Consider the following 21,010-nt stretch of genomic DNA (forward strand, 5'->3'; position numbering starts at 1 on the left):
GCTACGCCTCCTCTTCCTTCTTGTCCTTGCGGTTGAACTCGACCTGGACGCGGGCCTTGACGATGTCCTCGAAGGCGAGCCGCTTGGCGGTGGGCTTGCGCCCCTTCACGCCCGGCACTTCGACATCGAGACCGTCGTCCTCGACCAGCAGGATCCGGGCGAGCAGTTCGCCGCCTTCCGCGAGCTGGAACTTCACCAGGCGGTCGGTGGCGCGTACGTAATGGCGGTGTTCCTTGAGCTCGCGCTCGGCACCGGGGGTTCCGACCTCGAGGGTGTATTCACCCGCACCCATCGCGTCCGTCTCGTCGAGCTTCGCCGAGAGCGCGCGGCTCACATCGGCGATCGCGTCCAGGTCGGCACCCTCGTCCGAGTCCACGACGACGCGCAGAACACGCTTGCGGCCTACGGACTCCACTTCGATCTCTTCCAGATCGAGGCCCTGGGAGCTCACGAGCGGATCCAGGAGTTCTCGCAGCCTCTCGCTCTGGGTCGTGCTCATCCGGGTGACTCCTCGGCCGCGTGTGCTGTTGTGGGTTGGTCGCGTGTCAGGTCAAAGGGTATCCGGTCGCGGAGGGTGTTGCCGTCCACCGGGACGGGTGCGCTTGCCCCGACTCGTCCCGGAGGACGTCCGTGAAATCGCGCCGGAGACAGATGGGAGAGAGCCGCTGGGCGGTGATCGGCCGATGCGCGGGTACCGTGATCACGGGCAGCTCGCCCATACATTCGTACGAGCCCTCCGAGGACGTCTGCCGTGTCGTTCCCCCTGCCGTCGCGCACCCCGTCGGGTCCGCGCCGAAGGACCCTGCTCGCGGCCGCCGCGGGCACCTTCGCGCTCGCGGGCTGTTCCACTCCCGAGCCGTCCAGCGACACGACGGGCGGCAGCCCCTCGGCCGCGGACCGGGCACGCGCGCGTGCGGCCCGCGACAGCACGACGCTGGCCGGCCGGTACACCGCGGTGATCGCCGCCCATCCCGACCTGGAGGAACGGCTGGCCCCGCTGCGGGCCGAGGCCGTCCGGCACGCGAAGGCGTTCGGGGCCGGCAGCGGCGGAGCGTCGGCGTCCTCGTCGCCCTCGGCGCCGAACTCGGCATCCGCCTCCGCCTCGGCATCCGCTTCGGCGTCGGCCTCCGGATCGGCTTCCGCGTCGGCGAGCGCCTCCCCCGGCGTCGCGGACCGGCCCAAGGACGCGCTCGCCGACCTCGCCTCCGCCGAGCTCGCGCTCGCCGACGAGCGGACACAGGCCCTGGTGGAGGTTCCCGGCGAGCTGGCCAGGCTGCTCGCCTCGGTGGCGGCGGCCGGGGCGGCCCACGCGTTTCTGCTGACGAAGGCGGCGAAGTGAGCGAGCGGAACAGGACCGAGGAAGCCGAGCTCAAGGCTCTGCAGGCCGCGTTGGGCGCCGAACACGCGGCCGTCTACGGCTACGGCGTCGTCGGCGGCCGGATCGGTGAGGCCCGGCGGTCGGACGCCCGGTCGGCGTACGACGCCCATCGGGCCCGCCGGGACGAGCTGGCGCGGGCGGTGCGGGACCTGGGCGGGACGCCCGAGGCCGCGTCGGCCGCGTACGTGCTGCCGTTCCCGGTGAAGGACTCCGCCACGGCCGTACGGTTCGCGGCCGAGCTGGAGGAGCGGGTGGCCGCCGTGTACTCCGACCTCGTACGCGCCGCCACGGGCGACCGGCGGCGCTCGGCGGCCGGGGCGCTGCGGGAAGCGGCGGTCCGCGCGGTGCGCTGGAGCGGCGAGAGCGTAGCCTTCCCTGGGCTCGCCGAGCGGGCGGGCACCCCGTCCGCCACGGCGCCCTCGCCGACGTAACGCGACCTGAGAGGAAACATCTCGCGCATGGACTCGCGCATGGCCTTCGAACCGCCGCAGCGCCTTCTTCGGGCGCTCGGCGAGACCCGGCGAACCGGGTCGGAGGGGGCCGACGAGGCCGACGAGTGGCTGGAGAAGCTGCCCGAGCTGGCCCGACAGGCCGTCGATCTGCGCGAGTTGACCGTGGAGCGGGTACAGGCACCGGGTGGCCGCAGCAGTCTGGTCCTCCTGGTGCGGCAGCACGACGGGACGCCCGCCGTGCTGAAGCTGGCGCCCGAGCGGGCGCGTCCGGAGAGCGAGCGGGCCGCGCTCGCCCACTGGGACGGCCGGGGCGCGGTCCGTCTTCTCGACCCCGGCGACTCCCACGGTGTCCTGCTGCTGGAGCGGCTGCAACCGGACCTGTCGGTGCGGTCCCTGCCCGAGGCGAAGGCGCTGCTGGAGGCGGCGGGGACGTTGCGTCGGCTGTGGGTCGAGCCGCCCGCCGGCCATGTCTTCGAGACCGTCGCGGAGCGGACCGGGCGGCAGGCCGAGGCGATGCGGGCCGCGGCCGGTGACGAAGCCGGGGCCGAGGTCGGCGCCCTGGTCGACGCGGCGCTCGCGGCCCGGGACGAGCTGCTGGCCGGGCCGCCCGAGGCACGGCTGCTGCACGGCACCTTCCGGCAGAGCAAGGTGCTCGCCGGGGAACGCGCGCCCTGGCTGGCCGTGGGACCGGACCCGGTGGTCGGCGAGTGCGCGTTCGACCTCGCCCGGCTGGTCCGCGACCGGGTGGAGGACCTCATCGCGTCGCCCTCGGGGCCCTCGATCACCCGGCGCCGGGTCAAGCGGCTCGCCGAGTCCCTGGAGGTGGACCAGGAGCGGCTGCGCGGCTGGACGCTGTTCCGCGCGGTCGAGTCGGGCGTCCGGGCGGGCCGGGTCGGCCGGCTCCGGGACGCCGAACTGCTCCTCGAGTTCGCCGGCTGGCTCTAGCCCCGACCACCGCCCGGCGGTGCCGAGTGCGAGGTACGCGACCGTCATGGCGAGCGCCTTCGGCCTCGACTGCCGCCCTGCGGCGGCGAGTTCGACGACCTCGACCGTCGCGACGAGCACCCCCGGCCACGACCACCGCCCCGCCGCGGCGAGTCCGAGGTACACGACCGTCGTGACAAGCACCCTCGGCCACGACTACGGCCCTGCGGCAGCGAGTTCGACGACCTCGACCGTCGTGACAAGCACCCCCGGCCACGACCACCGCCCCGCCGCGGCGAGTCCGAGGTACACGACCGTCGTGACGAGCACCCTCGGCCACGACTATGGCCCTGCGGCAGCGAGTTCGACGAACTCGACCGTCGTGACGAACTCCGGGCCGGACAGTGGTCCCGCCCGGCGGTGCCGAGGTGGACGCGGCGAAGCTGCCGAAGGCGCCGGGCCCGCGGATGGACGGCCGGAGGCGGACGGGCCGACGCGGCGACGCGGCGACGCGGCGACGGGCATACGGGCCGACGGCTGAAGTCCCAGGGGGCGATCGCGGACGAGTGGTCCGGCGAGGTGTCGACACCGGGACCCTGGCGGACCGCCGCAGGGGCACGCCCGCCGCCCGCCGGGGCCGCCCCCTCCCCACGACGCACGGCTCACGGCTCACGGCTCACGGCTCACGGCTCACGGCTCACGGCTCACGGCTCATGGCGAGCGGGACGTTCTCTCACATCGCTCGCGGGCGGGAACCCGCGTGAGCGGAAATGCCGGGCGGCGCCCACCTGCCTCGGAAGAGGCTCTGTGGGCGCCGCCGGGCGAAACGGCTACGCCGTCAGGCGGGCGATCGCCTCGTCGACGGTCAGCTCCTCGCGCTCGCCGGTGCGGCGGTCCTTCAGCTCCACGACGCCCTCGGCCGAGCGGCGGCCGGCGACCAGGATCGTCGGTACGCCGATGAGCTCCGCGTCGGTGAACTTCACGCCCGGGGAGACGCCGGCGCGGTCGTCGACCAGGACGCGGACGCCCGCGGCCCCCAGCTTCTCGGACACGTCGAGCGCCAGCTCGGTCTGCAGGGCCTTGCCCGCGGCGACCACGTGCACGTCGGCGGGAGCGATCTCCTTGGGCCAGCACAGGCCCTGGTCGTCCGCCGACTGCTCGGCCAGCGCGGCGACCGCGCGGGAGACACCGATGCCGTAGGAGCCCATGGTCACGCGGACCGGCTTGCCCTGCTGGCCGAGAACGTCGAGGCCGAAGGTGTCGGCGTACTTGCGGCCGAGCTGGAAGATGTGGCCGATCTCGATGGCGCGGTCCATCTTGAGGCCGGTGCCGCACGCCGGGCAGGGGTCGCCCTCCTCCACCACGACGACGTCGAGGTAGTCGTCGACCTCGAAGTCTCGGCCGGCCACGACGTTCTTCGCATGCGTGTTGATCTTGTTGGCGCCGGTGATCCAGGCCGTGCCGGGGGCGACGCGCGGGTCGGCGATGTAGCGGACCTTCTCCAGGCCCTGCGGGCCGACGTAGCCGCGTACGAGATCCTCCCGGCCCTCGAAGTCCTCGGCCGTGACGAGCTCGACGACGGCCGGGGCGAGGTGCTCGCCCAGCTTGCCGAGGTCGACCTCGCGGTCGCCGGGGACCCCCACGGCCACGATCTCGCCGTCGACCTTGACCAGCAGGTTCTTCAGGGTCGCCGAGGCGGGCACGCCGAGGTGCTCGGCGAGCGTCTCGATGGTCGGGGTGTCGGGGGTGTCCAGCTCCTCGACGGCGCCGTGCTCCTCGGAGACGGGCGTGAGCTTGAAGGTCACGGCCTCCGTGTTGGCGGCGTAGTCGCAGGCCGGGCAGTCCACGAAGGTGTCCTCACCGGCGGCGGCGGGCGCGAGGAACTCCTCGGAGGCCGAGCCGCCCATGGCGCCGGAGACGGCGGACACGATGCGGTAGTCGAGGCCGATGCGCGCGAAGATCTTCTGGTAGGCCTCGCGGTGCAGGCCGTAGGACTCGGCGAGGCCCTCGTCCGTGATGTCGAAGGAGTACGAGTCCTTCATCTGGAACTCGCGGCCGCGCAGCACGCCGGAGCGCGGACGGGCCTCGTCGCGGTACTTCGTCTGGATCTGGTACAGCATGACCGGCAGGTCCTTGTACGACGCCACCTGGTCCTTCACCACCAGGGTGAAGATCTCCTCGTGCGTCGGGCCGAGCAGGTACTCCGCGCCCTTGCGGTCCTTGAGACGGAAAAGGAGGTCGCCGTACTCCTCCCAGCGGGCCGAGGCCTCGTAGGGCTCCTTGGGCAGCAGGGCCGGCAGGAGGACCTCCTGGGCGCCGATCGCGTCCATCTCCTCGCGGACCACCCGGGAGATGTTGTCGAGGACCTTCTTGCCGAGCGGCAACCAGGTCCAGATGCCCGCGGCGTTGCGCCGCACGTACCCGGCGCGGACGAGCAGCTTGTGGCTGAGCGTCTCGGCATCCGCGGGGTCGTCACGCAATGTCTTGACCATCAAACGGGACATGCGCTGGACCTGGGCCATGATTCTCGACTCCTGCTGCGTAAGGGTGATGCCAGGAGGTTAGCCGGGCAGCACCCGTCCCCGGAAATCCATTAGCGGTGGCGCAGCGGGAGCGGCGCGCCCATCACGGCGTACGGCTTGGGCGCGCTGGGGAACAGGACCTGCCGTGCGAGGTCCTCGTAGCCGAGGGAGCGGTAGAGGCCGCGGGCCGGGCTGTCGAAGTCGATCGCGGAGAGGATCGAGCGGGGTTCGGCCGCGGTGTCGGTGATGGCGGTGATCAGGGCGCGGCCGACACCCCGGTTCTGGAAGCGGGGGTGGACGTGCAGTTCGGTGATCACGAAGGAGTTGTCGAGCCAGCCGTCGTGGCCCTGGCCGCGCAGATACGGTTCGACGACGGTGGACCACCAGTGCGCGCGGTCGTTGGGCATGCCGTAGACGAAGCCGACGAGCCGTCCGTCGACGGTGGTCGCGCCGAGCGCGTGGGCTCCCGGGTAGGTGAGGTGGCGCAGCACGATCTGGCGTCGTACGGCGATCTCGTCGGCGCCGAGCCCGAAGGCGAGCGCCTGCACGGCGAGCGCCTCGTCGACGCGCGCGGCGAGATCCAGCGGGCCGATGACCACGTCGTCGGAGTCGCGGTGGCCGTGACCGGGGAAGCGCAGCATGCCGGGAGACTACCTGGCGGACAGCGGGACATGTGAGGTCCCGCGGGGCCTGCGCCGGGCGTCAGAACAGGACACTCATGAACGCGCCGACCTCCTTGAACCCGACCCGGCGGTACGTCGCGCGCGCCGCCGTGTTGAAGTCGTTGACGTAGAGGCTGACGACCGGGGCGACATCGGCGAGGGCGTAGCGCAGGACCGCCGCCATGCCGGGGGCCGCGACTCCCCGGCCGCGGTATTCGGGGGCCACCCACACCCCCTGGATCTGGCAGGCGTGGGCCGTCGCGGCGCCGATCTCGGCCTTGAAGACGACCTTGCCGTCCTGGTCGAGGCGGGCGAAGGACCGGCCCGAACCGACGAGTTCGGCCACCCGGGCCTGGTAGATCAGACCGCCGTCACCGGCCATCGGCGAGATGCCGACCTCCTCGGTGAACATCGCCACGCACGCCGGCATGATCGTGTCCATCTCGTCCTTGCGGATGCGGCGGACGAACGGATCCGGGGTGATGTCGGCGGGCAGCCGGTCGGTGACCATCAGAGGCTGGTGGGCGCGGACCTCGCGGGCGGGGCCCCAGCTCGGTTCGAGCAGCCGCCACAGCTGGGCGGTGGGTTCGGCGGGGCCGACGATCGAGGAGCAGCGGCGGCCACCCCGGCGGGCCCGGTCGGCGAAGCCGCGCACGGCGCGCGGGGTGGCGCAGATCGGGACGAGATTGGCGCCCGCGTAGCAGAGGGACTGCAGCATGCCGTCCTCGTACCAGCCCCACATCTCGCCGCCGAGCCGCCATGGGTCGAGCCCCGCTACGTGTACGCGGGAGGCGACGAAAGCGTTCGCCACCGGCTCGCGGCCGAGGACGGCGAGCGCGGCGTCCAGGTCACTCGGTTCGAGGACCCTGGTGGTGGTCTGGGTCAACACGTGCGGGGGCCTCACCCTGGGGTCTGCTGATCTCCGCACTGTACCTGGAGAGGTTGTGCCCCGCCGCCCCTTGCACGGCGGCCCGGTGGACGGCCGGGGCCGTGCGCAGTCGCCCGGCTGCGGGTGCGTGGGGGTTGCTCGCGCCGTTCCCCGCGCCCCCGGTAGCTCGGGCCGGCCGCAGTGCTGACAGGCGGCCGCATTGCCGTCCCGCCCGGGCCACCGGGCCCGTGCGCAGTCGACCGGCCGCGGGCGGGCGGGGGTTGCTCGCGCCGTTCCCCGCGCCCCCGGTAGCTCGGGCCGGCCGGAGTGCTGACAGGCGGCCGCATTGCCGTCCCGCCCGGGCCACCGGGCCGGAGGCGTCCGCAGTCGCCCGACCGCAGGCGGGCGGGGGTTGCTCGCGCCGTTCCCCGCGCCCCCGGTAGCTCGGGCCGGCCGCAGTGCTGACAGGCGGCCGCATTGCCGTCCCGCCCGGGCCGGGAGCGTGCGCAGTCGACCGACCGCAGGCGGGCGGGGGTTGCTCGCGCCGTTCCCCGCGCCCCCGGTAGCTCGGGCCGGGTTCCAACACAGGGCAGCTTCACCGCCCCCGGCGCCGGGCCACCTGGCCGGGGGCGGGGTTGCTCGCGCGGTTCCCCGCGCTCCTCGGCTCCAGCTGGGTGGAGTCGAGGGGCGGGGTTCCGGTGGGGTCAGCCCGCTACCGAGATCGTGGGTTCGCCGGAGGCGATGCCCTCGGCCTCCATCTGCTCGGCGAGCTTCATCGCCTCTTCGATCAGGGTCTCCACGATCTTCGACTCGGGGACGGTCTTGATGACCTCGCCCTTGACGAAGATCTGGCCCTTGCCGTTGCCGGAGGCGACACCGAGGTCGGCCTCGCGGGCCTCGCCCGGGCCGTTCACGACGCAGCCCATGACGGCGACGCGCAGCGGGACCTCCATGCCGGTAAGACCGGCGGTGACTTCCTCGGCCAGCTTGTAGACGTCGACCTGGGCGCGTCCGCAGGACGGGCAGGAGACGATCTCCAGGCCGCGCTGCTTGAGGTTCAGCGACTCCAGGATCTGCAGGCCGACCTTGACCTCCTCGACCGGCGGGGCCGAAAGGGAGACGCGGATGGTGTCGCCGATGCCCTCGGAGAGCAGGGCGCCGAAGGCGACGGCCGACTTGATGGTGCCCTGGAAGGCGGGGCCGGCCTCGGTCACGCCCAGGTGCAGCGGGTAGTCGCAGGCGGCGGCCAGCTGGCGGTAGGCGTTGACCATGACGACGGGGTCGTTGTGCTTGACCGAGATCTTGATGTCCCGGAAGTCGTGCTCCTCGAAGAGGGAGGCCTCCCAGAGCGCGGACTCGACGAGCGCCTCGGGCGTCGCCTTGCCGTACTTCTGGAGCAGGCGCTTGTCGAGCGAGCCCGCGTTGACGCCGATCCGGATCGGGGTGCCGGTGTCGTTCGCGGCCCGCGCGATCTCCTTGACCTGGTCGTCGAACTGCTTGATGTTGCCGGGGTTGACGCGGACGGCCGCACAGCCGGCGTTGATCGCGGCGAAGACGTACTTCGGCTGGAAGTGAATGTCCGCGATGACCGGGATCTGGGACTTCTTGGCGATCGTGGCGAGTGCGTCGGCGTCGTCCTGGGTGGGACAGGCGACGCGCACGATCTGGCAGCCGGACGCGGTCAGCTCGGCGATCTGCTGAAGCGTGGCGCCGATGTCCGACGTACGCGTGGTCGTCATCGACTGCACCGAGACGGGTGCGTCTCCACCCACGGCCACGGTCCCGACCTGGATCTGCCGGGTCTTGCGGCGCTCGGCCAGCTTGGTCGGAACGGACGGCATGCCGAGAGAAATCGCAGTCATCTGCTGTGCAACCCCAAGTTGTGGATCAAGGTCCCGGAATCGTGGGCTCCAGGCTTCGAGATTACGGTACGGGCGCACAGGGGAGCACATCACGCCCCCGCCCCTAAACCCACTCGATGGAAGGCGGCCGGACACCCAGGGTGCCCGGCCGCCGCCAACGCCGTCCCGCTAGGAGAGTTTCACCGGATTGACGACGTCTGCCACGAGGACCAGCAAGGTGAAGCAGACGAAGATTCCGGCCACCACGTAGGCCACCGGCATCAGCTTCGCCACGTCGAAGGGGCCCGGGTCGGGTCGCTTCAGGACCTTCGCCGTGTTCCGCCGCAGCGACTCCCACAGCGCGCCCGCGATGTGCCCGCCGTCGAGCGGGAGCAGCGGGAGCATGTTGAACAGGAACAGGGAGAGGTTGAACCCGGCGACCAGCAGCAGCATCATCGCGACCTGCTGCGATGCCGGGATGTCCAGCGTGAAGACATCGCCGCCGATGCGGGCCGCGCCGACCACGCCCATCGGGGAGTCGGCCTTGCGCGGGCCGTCACCGAAGGCCGCGTCCCACAGGTCGGGGACCTTGGCGGGCAGCGCCACCAGGGACTCGACGCCGTTCTGCATCATGTCGCCCATGCGTTCCACGGACTGTCCGAAGGACTGCTGGACGATGCCGGTGGCGGGCGTGAAGCCGAGGAAGCCGGCGTACACGTACTTGCCCTCGACGTAGCCGCCGTTGCCGTCGGTCTTGCTCACCTGGTTCTTGATCAGGTGGGCCTTCAGGTCGACCTGCTGCCCCTTGCGCTCGACGGTGATCGTGACGTCCTTGCCGGGGTTGGCCCGGATGTCGTCCTGGAGGACCGCCCAGTCCGCGACCGCCTTGCCGTCGAACGCGACGATCTTGTCGCCGCCCTTGAGGCCCGCGGCCTTGGCGGGCGCGGCCTCGTCGCCCTTCGCGCACTTCGACCGGTTCTCGCTCTGCTCGATGACACAGTCCGAGACCTTGCCGACCGTGGTGGTCTGGGCCTGGACGCCGAACGTCATCATCACGCCGAGGAAGATCGCGACAGCCAGGATGAGATTCATGAAGGGACCGGCGAACATCACGATCACGCGCTTCCACGGCTTGCGCGTGTAGAAGAGGCGCGTCTCGTCGCCGGGCTTCAGCTCTTCGAAGGCGGCCGACCGGGCGTCCTCGACCATGCCCCGGAAGGGGGACGTCGAGCGGGCCTCGATGCGGCCGTCCGGGCCGGGCGGGAACATGCCGATCATGCGGATGTAGCCGCCCAGCGGGACGGCCTTGATGCCGTACTCGGTTTCGCCCTTCTTGCGTGACCAGATGGTCGGGCCGAAGCCGACCATGTACTGCGGCACCCGGATACCGAAGAGCTTGGCCGTCGACAGATGTCCCAGCTCGTGCCACGCGATCGAGATGAGCAGGCCGACCACGAAGACGACTATGCCGAGGATCATCATCAAGGTCGTCATGCACGAGCCTCCGCGGTTGTCGTCTGTGCTGTGAGTTCACGGGCCCGGGCGCGCGCCCAGGTCTCCGCTTCGAGGACGTCCGTGACGGTCAGAGAAGTTCCCGTACGCGGTGTGCCGTGTTCCTCGACGACCCGGGTGACGGTCTCCATGATCCCGTTGAACGGCAGGGTGCCGTTCAGGAACGCGTCCACGCACTCCTCGTTGGCGGCATTGAACACCGCCGGGGCCGTACCCGCGAGCTGCCCCACGTGCCGGGCGAGCCCCACCGACGGGAACGCGTCGGTGTCGAGCGGGAAGAACTCCCAGTTCGACGCCTTCGTCCAGTCGAAGGCGGGCGCCGCGTCCGGGACGCGCTCGGGCCAGCCGAGCCCGATGGCGATCGGCCCCCGCATGTCCGGGGGCGTCGCCTGGGCGATCGTCGAGCCGTCCGTGAATTCCACCATCGAGTGGACATACGACTGCGGGTGCACGACCACCTCAATCCGTTCGAAGGGAATGTCGTAGAGGAGGTGCGCCTCGATGACTTCCAGTCCCTTGTTGACCAGGGTCGCGGAGTTGATCGTGATGACCGGGCCCATGGCCCAGGTGGGGTGGGCGAGGGCGTCGGCGGGTGCCACGTCCGCCAGTTCGGCCTTCGTACGGCCGCGGAACGGGCCCCCGGAGGCGGTCACGACGAGTTTGCGCACGTCCGCGCGGGTGCCGGAGGCCAGCGCCTGGAACAGGGCGGCGTGCTCGGAGTCGACGGGGATGATCTGGCCCGGCTTGGCCAGTGCCTTCACCAGCGGCCCGCCGACGATGAGCGACTCCTTGTTGGCGAGCGCGAGGGTGCGGCCCGCCTCCAGGGCGGCGAGGGTGGGCGCGAGGCCGATGGAACCGGTGATGCCGTTCAGGACGGTGTGGCAGTCGGAGGCGGCGACCTGGGTGGCCGCCTCGGCTCCGGCGAGGATGTCGGGAAGGGGCTCGCCGGGACCGTACTGGTCCGCGAGGGCCTCCCTCAGCGCCGGGACGGCGTCCTCGCGCGCGACGGCGACCGTCCGCACCCGCAGCCGGTGGGCCTGCTCGGCGAGCAGGGCGACCCTGCCGCCGGCGGCGGAGAGCGCGGTGACCCGGAACCGGTCGGGGTTGCGCAGCACGAGGTCGATGGCCTGGGTGCCGATCGAGCCGGTGGATCCGAGAATCACCACATCCCGGACTCCGTCCACGGGATCGAAGACAAGATGCGGATCAGCGAGGGGGGCTGGACTGTCGCTCATCCCCCCATTGTGGCCGCATCGGGTACGCGGAAGGACAGGGCGTCCCTCATTCCCGCCGCCGCGCCCCCGATTCCTGGAGCCCGGCCGTGCCGAGGGGCTCGCACGAGGGGTCCACGCTCCGCGCGGGCGGCGGCGGGCGGGTGCGCATCGGCGGGGGTCGCGGCGTGGCCGGGCGCCGTACTGATCCGCAGGTCAGCGCTTGCGGCGGCGCCTGGCTCTGGACCGCTGCGGCCGGGCACGGTTCCGGGCGGGCGGGCCGGCGGCGGGTCCGGGGGCGGTCGGCGGGGTCGCGGATTCCTCTGTTCGGGCGAACGCGCCCTCGACCACGCCGTTCGCCGTGTCGAGCGTCGGCGCGGTGAAGGTGAGGCCGTCGGCGCGGTCGCGGCGTTCGAGGGCCCCGGTGGCCGGGGCCGCGGCGTCGAGGTTGAAGACGTAGCCGACGGACTCCTCCTTGATGGCGTCGGTCATGGCCCCGTACATGTCGAAGCCCTCGCGCTCGTACTCGACGATCGGCTCGCGGCCGAGTGTCCAGCGCAGGCCGATGCCGTCGCGCAGGTAGTCCATCTCGTAGAGGTGCTCGCGCCACTTGCGGTCGAGGACGGAGAGGACGACGAGGCGCTCCAGGTTGCGCAGGGTCTCGGAGCCGAGTTCCGCCTCGCGCTCCTCGTAGCGGGTGCGGATGTCGTCGGTGACCGTCTCGACGATCAGCTCGGTGGTCAGGTTGTCGCGGCCGCCCTCGCGGTCCTCCAGCTCCTGGACGGTGATCCCGACGGGGTACAGCTGCTTGAGCGCGCTCCACAGCCGCTGCAGATCCCACTCCTCCGCGAAGCCCTCGCCGGTCTCCTGCTCGATGTACTCCCGGACGGTGCCCTCCATGAAGTGGACGATCTTCTCGCGCAGGTCCTCGCCGTCGAGGACGCGGCGGCGTTCGGCGTAGATGAGCGTGCGCTGCCGGTTGAGGACCTCGTCGAACTTGAGGACGTCCTTGCGGGACTCGAAGTGCTGCTGCTCCAGCTGTGCCTGGGCGGAGGCGATGGCGCGGGTGACCATCTTGTTCTCGATGGGTACGTCGTCGGGGACGTTCGCCATGGCCATGACGCGGTCGACGACGTTGGCCCGGAAGAGCCGCATCAGGTCGTCCTCCAGCGAGAGGTAGAAGCGGGAGGCACCGGGGTCGCCCTGCCGGCCCGAGCGGCCGCGGAGCTGGTTGTCGATGCGCCGTGACTCATGGCGTTCGGTGCCCAGCACGTAGAGCCCGCCGAGTTCCTTGACCGCCTCGTGCTCGGCCTCGACCGCGGTGGTGATCCGGGCGAGCACGTCGCGGCTCACCTGCGGGTCCGCGTCCTCCCCGGCCTCGGCCAGGGCCATGGCCTCCGGGTTGCCGCCGAGCATGATGTCCGTGCCGCGGCCGGCCATGTTGGTGGCGACGGTGACGGCGCCCCGGCGTCCCGCCTGGGCGACGATCTGGGCCTCGCGCCGGTGGTTCTTGGCGTTGAGGACCTCGTGCCGTATCCCCTGCCTCCGGAGCCGCGCGGAGAGCACCTCCGACTTCTCGACCGAGGTGGTGCCGACCAGGACCGGCTGGCCGAGCTCGTGCTTCTCGGCGATGTCGGCGAGGATCGCGGCGTACTTCGCCTCCTCGGTGCGGTAGATCTGGTCGGGGTCGTCGCGCCGGACCATTGGCCGGTTGGTGGGGATCGGCACGACGTGCAGCTGGTAGATCTGGTGGAACTCGGCCGCCTCGGTCATGGCGGTGCCGGTCATGCCGGCGAGTTTGCCGTAGAGGCGGAAGAAGTTCTGGAGGGTGATCGTGGCGAGGGTCTGGTTCTCGTCCTTGATCGTGACGCCTTCCTTGGCCTCGATGGCCTGGTGCAGGCCTTCGTTGTAGCGGCGGCCGGCGAGGATGCGGCCGGTGTGCTCGTCGACGATCAGCACCTCGCCGTCCACGACGACGTAGTCCTTGTCCTTCTTGAAGTGCTCCTTGGCCTTGAGGGCGTTGTTGAGGTGCCCGATCAGCGGGGTGTGGTCGGACTCGTAGAGGCTGTCGATGCCGAGCTGGTCCTGGAGGTAGTCGACACCGGGGTCCAGGATCGCCACCGTGCGCTTCTTCGGGTCGTACTCGTAGTCGTGGCGCATCCGCAGTCCGGCGAGGCGGTCCTTGTCGGACGGCGTGGTGAACTGCTCCTCCTGCACCCGTACGCCCTTCATGTGCCGCGCGAACGCGGCGAAGGCCTCGTACCAGTGCGTCGGCTGGTCGGCCGGGCCGGAGATGATCAGCGGGGTGCGCGCCTCGTCGATGAGGATCGAGTCGGCCTCGTCGACGATCGCGAAGTGGTGGCCACGCTGGACGATTTCGTCCTTGGACCAGGCCATGTTGTCGCGGAGGTAGTCGAAGCCGAACTCGGTGTTGGTGCCGTAGGTGATGTCGCAGGCGTACTGGGCGCGCCGTTCGGCGGGGGTCGATTCCGTCCTGACGACGCCGACGGTCAGTCCCAGGAAGCGGTACGCGCGCCCCATCCACTCGGCGTCGCGCCGGGCCAGGTAGTCGTTGACCGTGACGAGGTGGACGCCTTTGCCGGTGAGGGCGTTCAGATAGACCGGGAGGGTGCCGACGAGGGTCTTTCCCTCGCCGGTCTGCATCTCGGCGATGTTGCCGAGGTGGAGCGCGGCTCCGCCCATGATCTGTACGTCGAAGTGGCGCATGCCGAGGGTGCGGCGGGACGCCTCGCGCATCGCGGCGAAGGCCTCCGGCAGCAGGTCGTCGAGGCTCTCACCGGAGGCGTGGCGCTCCTTGAACTCCGGTGTGAGCGCCTGGAGTTCCTCGTCGGTCAGCGCCGTGAACTCCTCTTCCAGGGAGCCGACCTGCGCGGCGAGACGTTCGAGGCGGTGCAGCATCCGGCCCTCGCCCGCCCGCATGATCCTGCCGGTGATGGCGTCGAGACCTTTTCCTGGCATGGGAATCACCTCGCGTTCGGCGCGGCCGAACGGCGTCCACGAGCATCCCGGCCGGGGATCGGCCCGCTGGAGAATACGGTCGCTCTGCTGACGCGCGAGCTGTACGGACGTGCCGTGGCGGTGTTCTTCCCCGCCGCCTCGGCGCATCCGCCGTCCCCGTTCGCCGTTCCTTTCATTGTTGACGCACGGCTCCGGTGCGGCAAGCAGCGGAAGGGCGAACGGGACCGTTGTGCGCTCCTGGGGAAAAGGTCAGCGGATGGGCCGGTGGACGTTCTCCAGTTTGCTCGGGCCGGGGGTCGCGTCGGCGATCCAGGGGCCCTCACCGGACGGGTCGATGACGCCTTCCTCCAGCCAGGTGTAGGTGCCCGAGAGAACGCCCTTGACCACCTTGGCGTCGACGTCGTCGGTGTTGGTCCACAGGCGTCCGAAGAGTTCCTCGACGCGGATGCGGGACTGGCGGCAGAAGGCGTCGGCGAGCTGGTAGGCCTCGCGGCCGTGTTCCCCTGTGGTGCGCAGGAGTTCGGCCCGTACGCAGGCCGCGCTCATCGCGAAGAGCTCGGCGCCGATGTCGACGACCCGGCCGAGGAATCCCTGCTTGGTCTCCATCCGGCCCTGCCAGCGCGACATCGCGTAGAAGGTGGACCTGGCGAGCTTGCGTGCGCTGCGTTCGACGTACCGCAGGTGCGGGGAGAGGTCCACTTCGTGGTGGAACTCGTTGAACGAGCGCGGGAGTTGACCGGCTCCGGCGACCAGTTTCGGCAGCCACTTGGCGTAGAAGACACCGGCGTTCGCGCCCGCCTTCGCCTTGTCCGAGAGCGTCTTGTCGGGGTCGATGAGGTCACCGGCCACCTTGAGGTGGGCGTCGACGGCCTCCCGGGCGATCAGCAGATGCATGATCTCCGTGGAGCCCTCGAAGATGCGGTTGATGCGCAGGTCGCGCAGGACCTGTTCGGCGGGGACGGCGCGCTCACCGCGGGCCGCCAGCGACGCGGCCGTCTCGAATCCGCGGCCGCCGCGGATCTGGACCAGTTCGTCGGCCATCAGGCAGGCCATCTCGGAGCCGTACAGCTTGGCGAGGGCGGCCTCGATGCGGATGTCGTTGCGGTTCTCGTCGGCCATCTGCGACGACAGGTCGAGGACGGCTTCGAGGGCGAAGGTGGTGGCCGCGATGAAGGAGATCTTGGTGCCGACGGCTTCGTGGAAGGCGACCGGCTTGCCCCACTGCTCGCGCGCCGCCGACCACTCGCGGGCGATCTTCAGGCACCACTTGCCCGCGCCCACGCACATGGCGGGCAGCGAGAGGCGGCCGGTGTTGAGGGTGGTGAGGGCGATCTTCAGGCCCGCCCCCTCGGGTCCGATGCGGTTCGCGGCCGGCACCCGCACCTGGTGGAAGCGCGTGACGCCGTTCTCCAGGCCGCGCAGGCCCATGAACGCGTTGCGGTGCTCGACCGTCACACCCTCCGAGGCGGCCTCCACCACGAAGGCCGTGATGCCGCCCTTGTGGCCCTCGGACTTCGGGACGCGCGCCATGACGACGAGGAGGTCCGCGACGACGCCGTTGGTCGTCCACAGCTTCACCCCGTCGAGGATGTAGTCGTCGCCCTCGGGCACGGCGGTCGTGGCGAGCCGCGCCGGGTCGGAGCCGACGTCCGGCTCGGTGAGCAGGAAGGCGGAGATGTCGGTGCGGGCGCAGCGCGGCAGGAAGGTGTCCCGCTGCTCCTGGGTGCCGAAGAGTTTCAGCGGCTGCGGTACGCCGATCGACTGATGGGCGGAGAGCAGCGCGCCGATCGCCGGGTTCACGGAGCCGACCAGGGCGAGGGCCTTGTTGTAGTACACCTGGGTGAGGCCGAGCCCCCCGTATTTGGTGTCGATCTTCATGCCGAGGGCGCCGAGTTCCTTGAGCCCGTTGACGGTCTCGTCAGGAATGCGTGCCTCGCGCTCGATCCGGGCCGAGTCGATCTTCGTCTCGCAGAAGTCGCGCAGTTTGGCCAGGAACTCCTCGCCGCGCTGGGTGTCCTCGTCGGGCGGGAGCGGGTGCGGGTGGATCAGGTCGAGCCGGAAGCGGCCGAGGAACAGCTCTTTGGCGAAGCTGGGCTTCTGCCAGTCCTGTTCGCGCGCGGCCTCGGCGACCTGCCGGGCCTCGCGTTCGGTGACTGTGGGCTGGTGGGGTGTTGCGGACATGAGGCTCACCTCGCCGCGAATAGGGATCATGGGGCTGTTCGTTACCGACCGGTTCTACTCGATCGTATTTACCTGATTCCGGGTGACCCCACCAGTCCTCGCGCAGCGTTCGGCCCAATGGGCGCCCGCCGGAGCGCGGGCCGGGCACCACCCCCCTCGCCCGGGTCCTCACCAGCCCCGCCTTCCCGGACGGGCACGTCGGCGGTATTGCGCCAAAGGTCGTTTCCAGGGGACGGTCTGTGTACGCCGGTCAGGGGGCCGCCGCACGCTCACGAGGGTGCCGAACCGGGTTCAGGAGTTTCGCTGTCGAAGCGCTTCGACAACCTATGGACACGCCTCCTCCACCGGGCTAATGTCGAGCCACCCCCACTCGCCCCTATCCGCACCACGCGCACTGTCGAAGCGCTTCACAAAGCTTGGAGAGCTGGATGGTCACCCTCGCCGAGGTCGCCCAGCACGCCGGAGTCTCGGCGAGCACGGTGAGCTATGTCCTCAGCGGCAAGCGGTCCATCTCCGCGGGCACCCGGCAGCGGGTCGAGCGGAGCATCCAGGAGCTCGGCTACCACCCGAACGCGGGCGCCCGGGCCCTGGCGAGCAGCCGGTCCAACATCATCGCGCTGATGGTTCCGCTCCGCACCGACATGTACGTACCCGTGATGATGGAGATCGCCATCGCGGTGGCCACGAACGCCCGGACCCACGGGTACGACGTCCTGCTGCTCACCGGCGAGGAGGGGCCCGACGCGGTACGCCGGGTCACGGGCAGCGGGCTCGCCGACGCGATGATCCTGATGGACGTCGAACTCGACGACGAGCGGCTGCCGTTGCTGCGCGAGACGGACCAGCCGTCCGTACTCATCGGTCTCCCCGCCGTCACCACGGGCCTGACCTGTGTCGACCTCGACTTCGGAGCGACGGGCGCGCTGTGCGCCGAGCACCTGGCGCTGCTCGGTCACCGTGACATCGCTGTCATCGGCGAGGCGCCCGCCGTCTACGAGCGGCACACCGGCTTCGCCGAACGCACGCTCGACGGACTCCGTTCCCGTTCGCGGGAGCTGGGCCTGCGCGTGCTGCACCGCCCCTGCGACGGCGGCTACGACGCGATGGCCCTCACCCTCGCCCGCATCCTCGACGAGCGCCCGGGCACCACGGGCTTCGTCGTCCAGAACGAGTCGGCGGTCGAACCGCTGCTGGCGCTGCTGCGCCAGAAGGGCCGTGCCGTGCCCGAGGACGTGTCGGTGATCGCGATCTGCCCGGACCAGGTCGCCACCCAGGCCTCGGTGCGGCTGACCTCGGTCGCCATCCCCGCGCAGGAGATGGGCCGGCACGCCGTCGAGCATCTGATCGCCAAGCTCGAAGGGCACGGCAAGGACGAAGTCGTGCTGATCGCGCCGGAGTTGACCGTTCGGGCGAGCACGGGGCCGGCCCCGGCCGCTCCCTGAGCAGTCCCCCCGCTCCCTGACCAGTCCCCTCTTCCCGGCCCAGGACCTCTCCTGGGCGCCCTGACCGCGGCTCCCTCTTCCTCCTTCGCGTCCCCTGCCCGGGGACTTTCCTCGCCCCTTCGCGCCGCGCCCCTTCCAGGGCACCTCCCTGTCCGCACTCCTTCATGTCTGCACTCCTTCAGGAGCACACCACGTGAATCAGCCTGCCGAAAACCAGCCCCAGGTCAGCCTCGCGCAGTCCTCCCCGATCGTCGGCACGTTCCGTGAGCGGGACGGCGCGCTGGAGTGGAGCGGCCGCACCGAGACCCTCCGGATCGAGCCCTGGGGCCCCGACGCGGTCCGCGTCCGCGCCCGTCTCGGCGGTCCCGTGCTCGAAGGCCTGCCCGGAGCCCTGCTCGACGAACGGCAGGCCACCGAGAGCACGGTCGGACTCCGCGGCGGCGCGGGCCGGTTGACGGTCGGCGCGCTGACCGTCGAGGTGAGCGCCGAGGGGCTCGTCCGCTTCACCCGCACCGACGACGGCGGTGAGCTCCTCGCCGAGGAGCGCGCCCACTTCTGGTGGCCCGGCCCGCGGCTGTACACCCCGACCGGCAACGGCCACCACCGTCTGGAGCAGCGCTTCGCCGCCTACGACGGCGAGAAGCTGTACGGCCTCGGGCAGCACCAGCACGGTCTGTTCGACCAGAAGGGCGCGGTCCTGGACCTGATCCAGCGCAACGCCGAGGTCACCATTCCAGTCCTCACCTCCAGCCGTGGCTACACCCTCCTGTGGAACAGCCCGGCCATCGGGCGGGTGGAGCTCGCGGGCAACGGCACCCGCTGGGTCGCCGACTCGGCCCGCCAGATCGACTACTGGATCACCGCGGGCACTCCGGCCGACGCCCAGCGCCGCTACAGCGCGGCGACCGGCCGAACGCCGATGCTGCCCGCGTGGGCGGCCGGATTCTGGCAGTGCAAGCTGCGCTACCGCACCCAGGACGAACTCCTCGACGTGGCACGGGAGTACAAGCGCCGGGGCCTGCCGCTGTCCGTCATCGTCTGCGACTTCTTCCACTGGACCCACCTCGGCGACTGGAAGTTCGACCCGGCCGAGTGGCCCGACCCGGCCGCCCTGCAGGCCGAACTCGCCGCACTCGGCGTCAAGCTGGTCGTGTCCGTCTGGCCGTCGGTCTCCCCGCTCTCCGAGAACCACCAGCTCATGGAGCAGCGGGGCTACTTCATCGGCACCGAGTACGGCCCGATGGCGCACGCCGACTGGCCGGACAAGCAGGTCGCCTCCACCGTCCAGGTGGCCTTCTACGACGCCACGAACCCCGAGGCACGCGACTTCCTGTGGTCGCGGGTCAAGGACAACTACCTTGATCCGTACGGCATCTCGGCCTTCTGGCTGGACGCCTGCGAGCCGGAGCTGAAGCCGGGCTTCTCCGAGAACCTGCGCTACCACGCGGGCCCGGGTCTCGAAGTCGGCAACCTCTACCCGCGCGAGAACGCCCGCACCTTCTACGAGGGCCTGCTCGCGGCCGGGGAGACCGAGATCGTCTCCCTCAACCGTTCGGCCTGGGCGGGCAGTCAGCGGTACGGGGCCGCCCTGTGGTCCGGCGACATCGGGACCGACTTCGCGACGCTGCGCCGCCAGATCGCCGCGGGCCTCAACACCGCGCTGTCCGGCATCCCCTGGTGGAACACCGACATCGGCGGCTTCCACGGAGGCGACCCGGACGATCCGGCGTACCGCGAAGTCATGGTCCGCTGGTTCCAGTTCGGCGCGCTGTCCCCGCTGATGCGGCTGCACGGCTTCCGTGACCCGGGCCTGCCGCTCGGTCCCGACATGACCGGGGGCCCGAACGAGGTCTGGTCGTACGGCGAGGAGGCCGGCGCGATCATGGAGAAGTACCTGCGGCTGCGCGAGCGCCTGAAGCCGTACGTGCTGGACGTCATGAGGGAGGCCCACGAGGAGGGGCTGCCGGTGATGCGCCCGCTGCTCCTGGAGTTCCCGGGCGATCAGGCGGCCTGGTCGGTGGACGACGCCTATCTCTTCGGACCCGATCTGCTCGTCGCGCCGGTCCTGACCGCGGGCGCGACGGCCCGTACGGCGTACCTCCCGGCGGGCGCCCGCTGGACGGACGCGTGGACCGGGAAGACGTACGAGGGAGGCGCGGCCGTGACGGTCGACGCGCCGCTGGACCGCATCCCGCTCTTCCTGCGGGACGGGGCGAGCCTGCCGGTGGCCGAGTAGCCGGGTGCGGCCGGTCCCGGGAGGGGCCGGCCGCACTGTCACTCGGCGATCAACCGCTGCTGACCGTCAGGTTGTTGGCGGCGAAGTCGAGGCCGCCCGCGGACGAGGTGATCTCGAAGCCGAACTGCACGTCGCCGATGGTCTCAGCGCTCGACATCCAGCCCTTGGTGTTCGCGATCCACTTCAGGATCGGGAGGATGTTGATGGTGCCGGACGTGGAGTCCGAGGTGCGCAGGAACGAGAAGACGTCGTTCGCGCCGTTGTTGCCCTTGTAGACGGTCCAGGTGTTGCCGTTCAGGGTGAGCGTGCCCTGTGAGGTGCCGAGCGCGCCGACGGCGCCGTTGTAGTTGACCCACAGCATGATCTCGTAGTCGTAGTCGGTGTCCCAGATGTCGTACGAGGTGTTGTACGCGCCGGAGGACGGGACGGTGACGTTGTAGGTGCTGGTGAGGGAGGACAGCCCCGAGATCGTCTTGCCGACGTACTTCTTGGAGTTGGGGTAGGACTTGATACCGCCGGTGTTCGGGTGGTTGGCCCAGACTCCCCAGTTGGTGCCGGAGTTGGCCCAGACGCACTGGCTGCCCGCGCCGGAGCCCCAGATGTTGTTGTAGAGCGTGTACCCGTTGAGGGTGGTGTTGCCCCACTGGTCGCAGGAGGACCAGACGGCGGCCTGGGCGGGGGCCGAGGCGAGGCCGATCGTCGCGCCGAGCGCGAGCGCGGGGGCGACGAGGGCCTTGGTGATCCTGTGCAGTGTCCGAAGTGCCATGGGTGTCCCTTCCATGGGTGGGGGGAAGTACGGGGT

The 21,010-nt window shown here is 70.8% G+C and carries 15 protein-coding genes; 5 read left to right on the forward strand and 10 right to left on the reverse strand.

Annotation, left to right across the window (positions count from 1 at the left end; translation table 11 throughout):
- Position 1: 1 nt before the first annotated feature.
- Entirely contained in the window at positions 2-499 is a 498-nt protein-coding gene (gene rimP / locus OOK38_RS04700) for a ribosome maturation factor RimP (RefSeq protein ID WP_266763331.1), read from the reverse strand.
- 252 nt (positions 500-751) lie between these two features.
- Between rimP and OOK38_RS04705 the strand changes: the two genes are divergently transcribed.
- The 3 genes from OOK38_RS04705 to OOK38_RS04715 are packed head-to-tail and all read left to right on the forward strand — an operon-like array spanning position 752 to position 2,775.
- The gene (locus OOK38_RS04705) at positions 752-1,339 is read left to right on the forward strand and encodes a hypothetical protein (RefSeq protein ID WP_266763330.1); all 588 of its coding nucleotides are present in this window, start codon (positions 752-754) and stop codon (positions 1,337-1,339) included.
- Entirely contained in the window at positions 1,336-1,809 is a 474-nt protein-coding gene (locus OOK38_RS04710; RefSeq protein WP_266763329.1) for a ferritin-like domain-containing protein, read from the forward strand. The genes OOK38_RS04705 and OOK38_RS04710 overlap by 4 nt, the downstream gene beginning before the upstream one ends.
- A 39-nt stretch (positions 1,810-1,848) precedes the next feature.
- Positions 1,849-2,775 (forward strand): aminoglycoside phosphotransferase family protein, encoded by a 927-nt coding sequence (locus tag OOK38_RS04715; RefSeq protein ID WP_266849312.1) that lies wholly within the window; start codon positions 1,849-1,851, stop codon positions 2,773-2,775.
- An 809-nt stretch (positions 2,776-3,584) separates the two neighbouring features.
- Here the strand turns inward: OOK38_RS04715 and OOK38_RS04720 are convergent.
- The 8 genes from OOK38_RS04720 to OOK38_RS04755 all read right to left on the reverse strand — a co-directional run bounded on the left by OOK38_RS04720 (position 3,585) and on the right by OOK38_RS04755 (position 16,530).
- Positions 3,585-5,276 carry a proline--tRNA ligase gene (locus OOK38_RS04720; protein ID WP_266763328.1) on the reverse strand — a complete coding sequence of 564 codons (1,692 nt, stop codon included), beginning with the start codon at positions 5,274-5,276 and terminating at the stop codon, positions 3,585-3,587.
- A 71-nt stretch (positions 5,277-5,347) separates the two neighbouring features.
- Positions 5,348-5,917, reverse strand: coding sequence for a GNAT family N-acetyltransferase (locus tag OOK38_RS04725; protein ID WP_266763327.1), 570 nt, complete (start codon positions 5,915-5,917; stop codon positions 5,348-5,350).
- 61 nt (positions 5,918-5,978) lie between these two features.
- Positions 5,979-6,827: a GNAT family N-acetyltransferase gene (locus tag OOK38_RS04730; RefSeq protein WP_266848135.1), complete on the reverse strand. Its 849-nt coding sequence runs from the start codon at positions 6,825-6,827 to the stop codon at positions 5,979-5,981.
- A gap of 683 nt (positions 6,828-7,510) precedes the next feature.
- Positions 7,511-8,668, reverse strand: coding sequence for a flavodoxin-dependent (E)-4-hydroxy-3-methylbut-2-enyl-diphosphate synthase (gene ispG, locus OOK38_RS04735; protein WP_266763325.1), 1,158 nt, complete (start codon positions 8,666-8,668; stop codon positions 7,511-7,513).
- A 168-nt stretch (positions 8,669-8,836) separates the two neighbouring features.
- Positions 8,837-10,141: an RIP metalloprotease gene (locus tag OOK38_RS04740; RefSeq protein WP_266763324.1), complete on the reverse strand. Its 1,305-nt coding sequence runs from the start codon at positions 10,139-10,141 to the stop codon at positions 8,837-8,839.
- Entirely contained in the window at positions 10,138-11,394 is a 1,257-nt protein-coding gene (dxr, locus tag OOK38_RS04745; RefSeq protein ID WP_266848136.1) for a 1-deoxy-D-xylulose-5-phosphate reductoisomerase, read from the reverse strand. Before dxr ends, OOK38_RS04740 begins: the two co-directional genes overlap by 4 nt.
- Before the next feature lie 192 nt (positions 11,395-11,586).
- The gene (gene secA / locus OOK38_RS04750; RefSeq protein WP_266763322.1) at positions 11,587-14,349 is read right to left on the reverse strand and encodes a preprotein translocase subunit SecA; all 2,763 of its coding nucleotides are present in this window, start codon (positions 14,347-14,349) and stop codon (positions 11,587-11,589) included.
- Positions 14,350-14,598: 249 nt separating this feature from the next.
- The gene (locus OOK38_RS04755) at positions 14,599-16,530 is read right to left on the reverse strand and encodes an acyl-CoA dehydrogenase family protein (RefSeq protein WP_266763321.1); all 1,932 of its coding nucleotides are present in this window, start codon (positions 16,528-16,530) and stop codon (positions 14,599-14,601) included.
- 428 nt (positions 16,531-16,958) lie between these two features.
- On the opposite strand from OOK38_RS04755, the gene OOK38_RS04760 reads away from it, so the two are divergent.
- Together OOK38_RS04760 and OOK38_RS04765 are read left to right on the forward strand one after the other, a co-directional pair.
- Positions 16,959-17,972 (forward strand): LacI family DNA-binding transcriptional regulator, encoded by a 1,014-nt coding sequence (locus OOK38_RS04760; protein ID WP_266763320.1) that lies wholly within the window; start codon positions 16,959-16,961, stop codon positions 17,970-17,972.
- 193 nt (positions 17,973-18,165) lie between these two features.
- A complete protein-coding gene (locus OOK38_RS04765) occupies positions 18,166-20,208 on the forward strand; it encodes a TIM-barrel domain-containing protein (protein ID WP_266848137.1) in 2,043 nt (680 codons plus the stop codon).
- 49 nt (positions 20,209-20,257) lie between these two features.
- Here OOK38_RS04765 and OOK38_RS04770 read toward each other — a convergent pair whose 3' ends face one another.
- Positions 20,258-20,974 (reverse strand): hypothetical protein, encoded by a 717-nt coding sequence (locus OOK38_RS04770; RefSeq protein ID WP_266763318.1) that lies wholly within the window; start codon positions 20,972-20,974, stop codon positions 20,258-20,260.
- Positions 20,975-21,010: the final 36 nt, after the last annotated feature.

The organism is Streptomyces sp. NBC_00568 (assembly GCF_026341855.1).
Lineage (GTDB): Bacteria > Actinomycetota > Actinomycetes > Streptomycetales > Streptomycetaceae > Streptomyces.

Excerpts from the sequence above, each read along its gene's own strand:
- OOK38_RS04725 (WP_266763327.1), bottom strand. The coding sequence starts at position 5,917 with ATGCTGCGCTTCCCCGGTCACGGCCACCGCGACTCCGACGACGTGGTC.
- OOK38_RS04720 (WP_266763328.1), bottom strand. The coding sequence starts at position 5,276 with ATGGCCCAGGTCCAGCGCATGTCCCGTTTGATGGTCAAGACATTGCGT.
- OOK38_RS04740 (WP_266763324.1), bottom strand. The coding sequence starts at position 10,141 with ATGACGACCTTGATGATGATCCTCGGCATAGTCGTCTTCGTGGTCGGC.
- OOK38_RS04715 (WP_266849312.1), top strand. The coding sequence starts at position 1,849 with ATGGCCTTCGAACCGCCGCAGCGCCTTCTTCGGGCGCTCGGCGAGACC.
- OOK38_RS04760 (WP_266763320.1), top strand. The coding sequence starts at position 16,959 with ATGGTCACCCTCGCCGAGGTCGCCCAGCACGCCGGAGTCTCGGCGAGC.
- ispG (WP_266763325.1), bottom strand. The coding sequence starts at position 8,668 with ATGACTGCGATTTCTCTCGGCATGCCGTCCGTTCCGACCAAGCTGGCC.
- secA (WP_266763322.1), bottom strand. The coding sequence starts at position 14,349 with ATGCCAGGAAAAGGTCTCGACGCCATCACCGGCAGGATCATGCGGGCG.
- OOK38_RS04755 (WP_266763321.1), bottom strand. The coding sequence starts at position 16,530 with ATGTCCGCAACACCCCACCAGCCCACAGTCACCGAACGCGAGGCCCGG.
- dxr (WP_266848136.1), bottom strand. The coding sequence starts at position 11,394 with ATGAGCGACAGTCCAGCCCCCCTCGCTGATCCGCATCTTGTCTTCGAT.
- OOK38_RS04770 (WP_266763318.1), bottom strand. The coding sequence starts at position 20,974 with ATGGCACTTCGGACACTGCACAGGATCACCAAGGCCCTCGTCGCCCCC.
- rimP (WP_266763331.1), bottom strand. The coding sequence starts at position 499 with ATGAGCACGACCCAGAGCGAGAGGCTGCGAGAACTCCTGGATCCGCTC.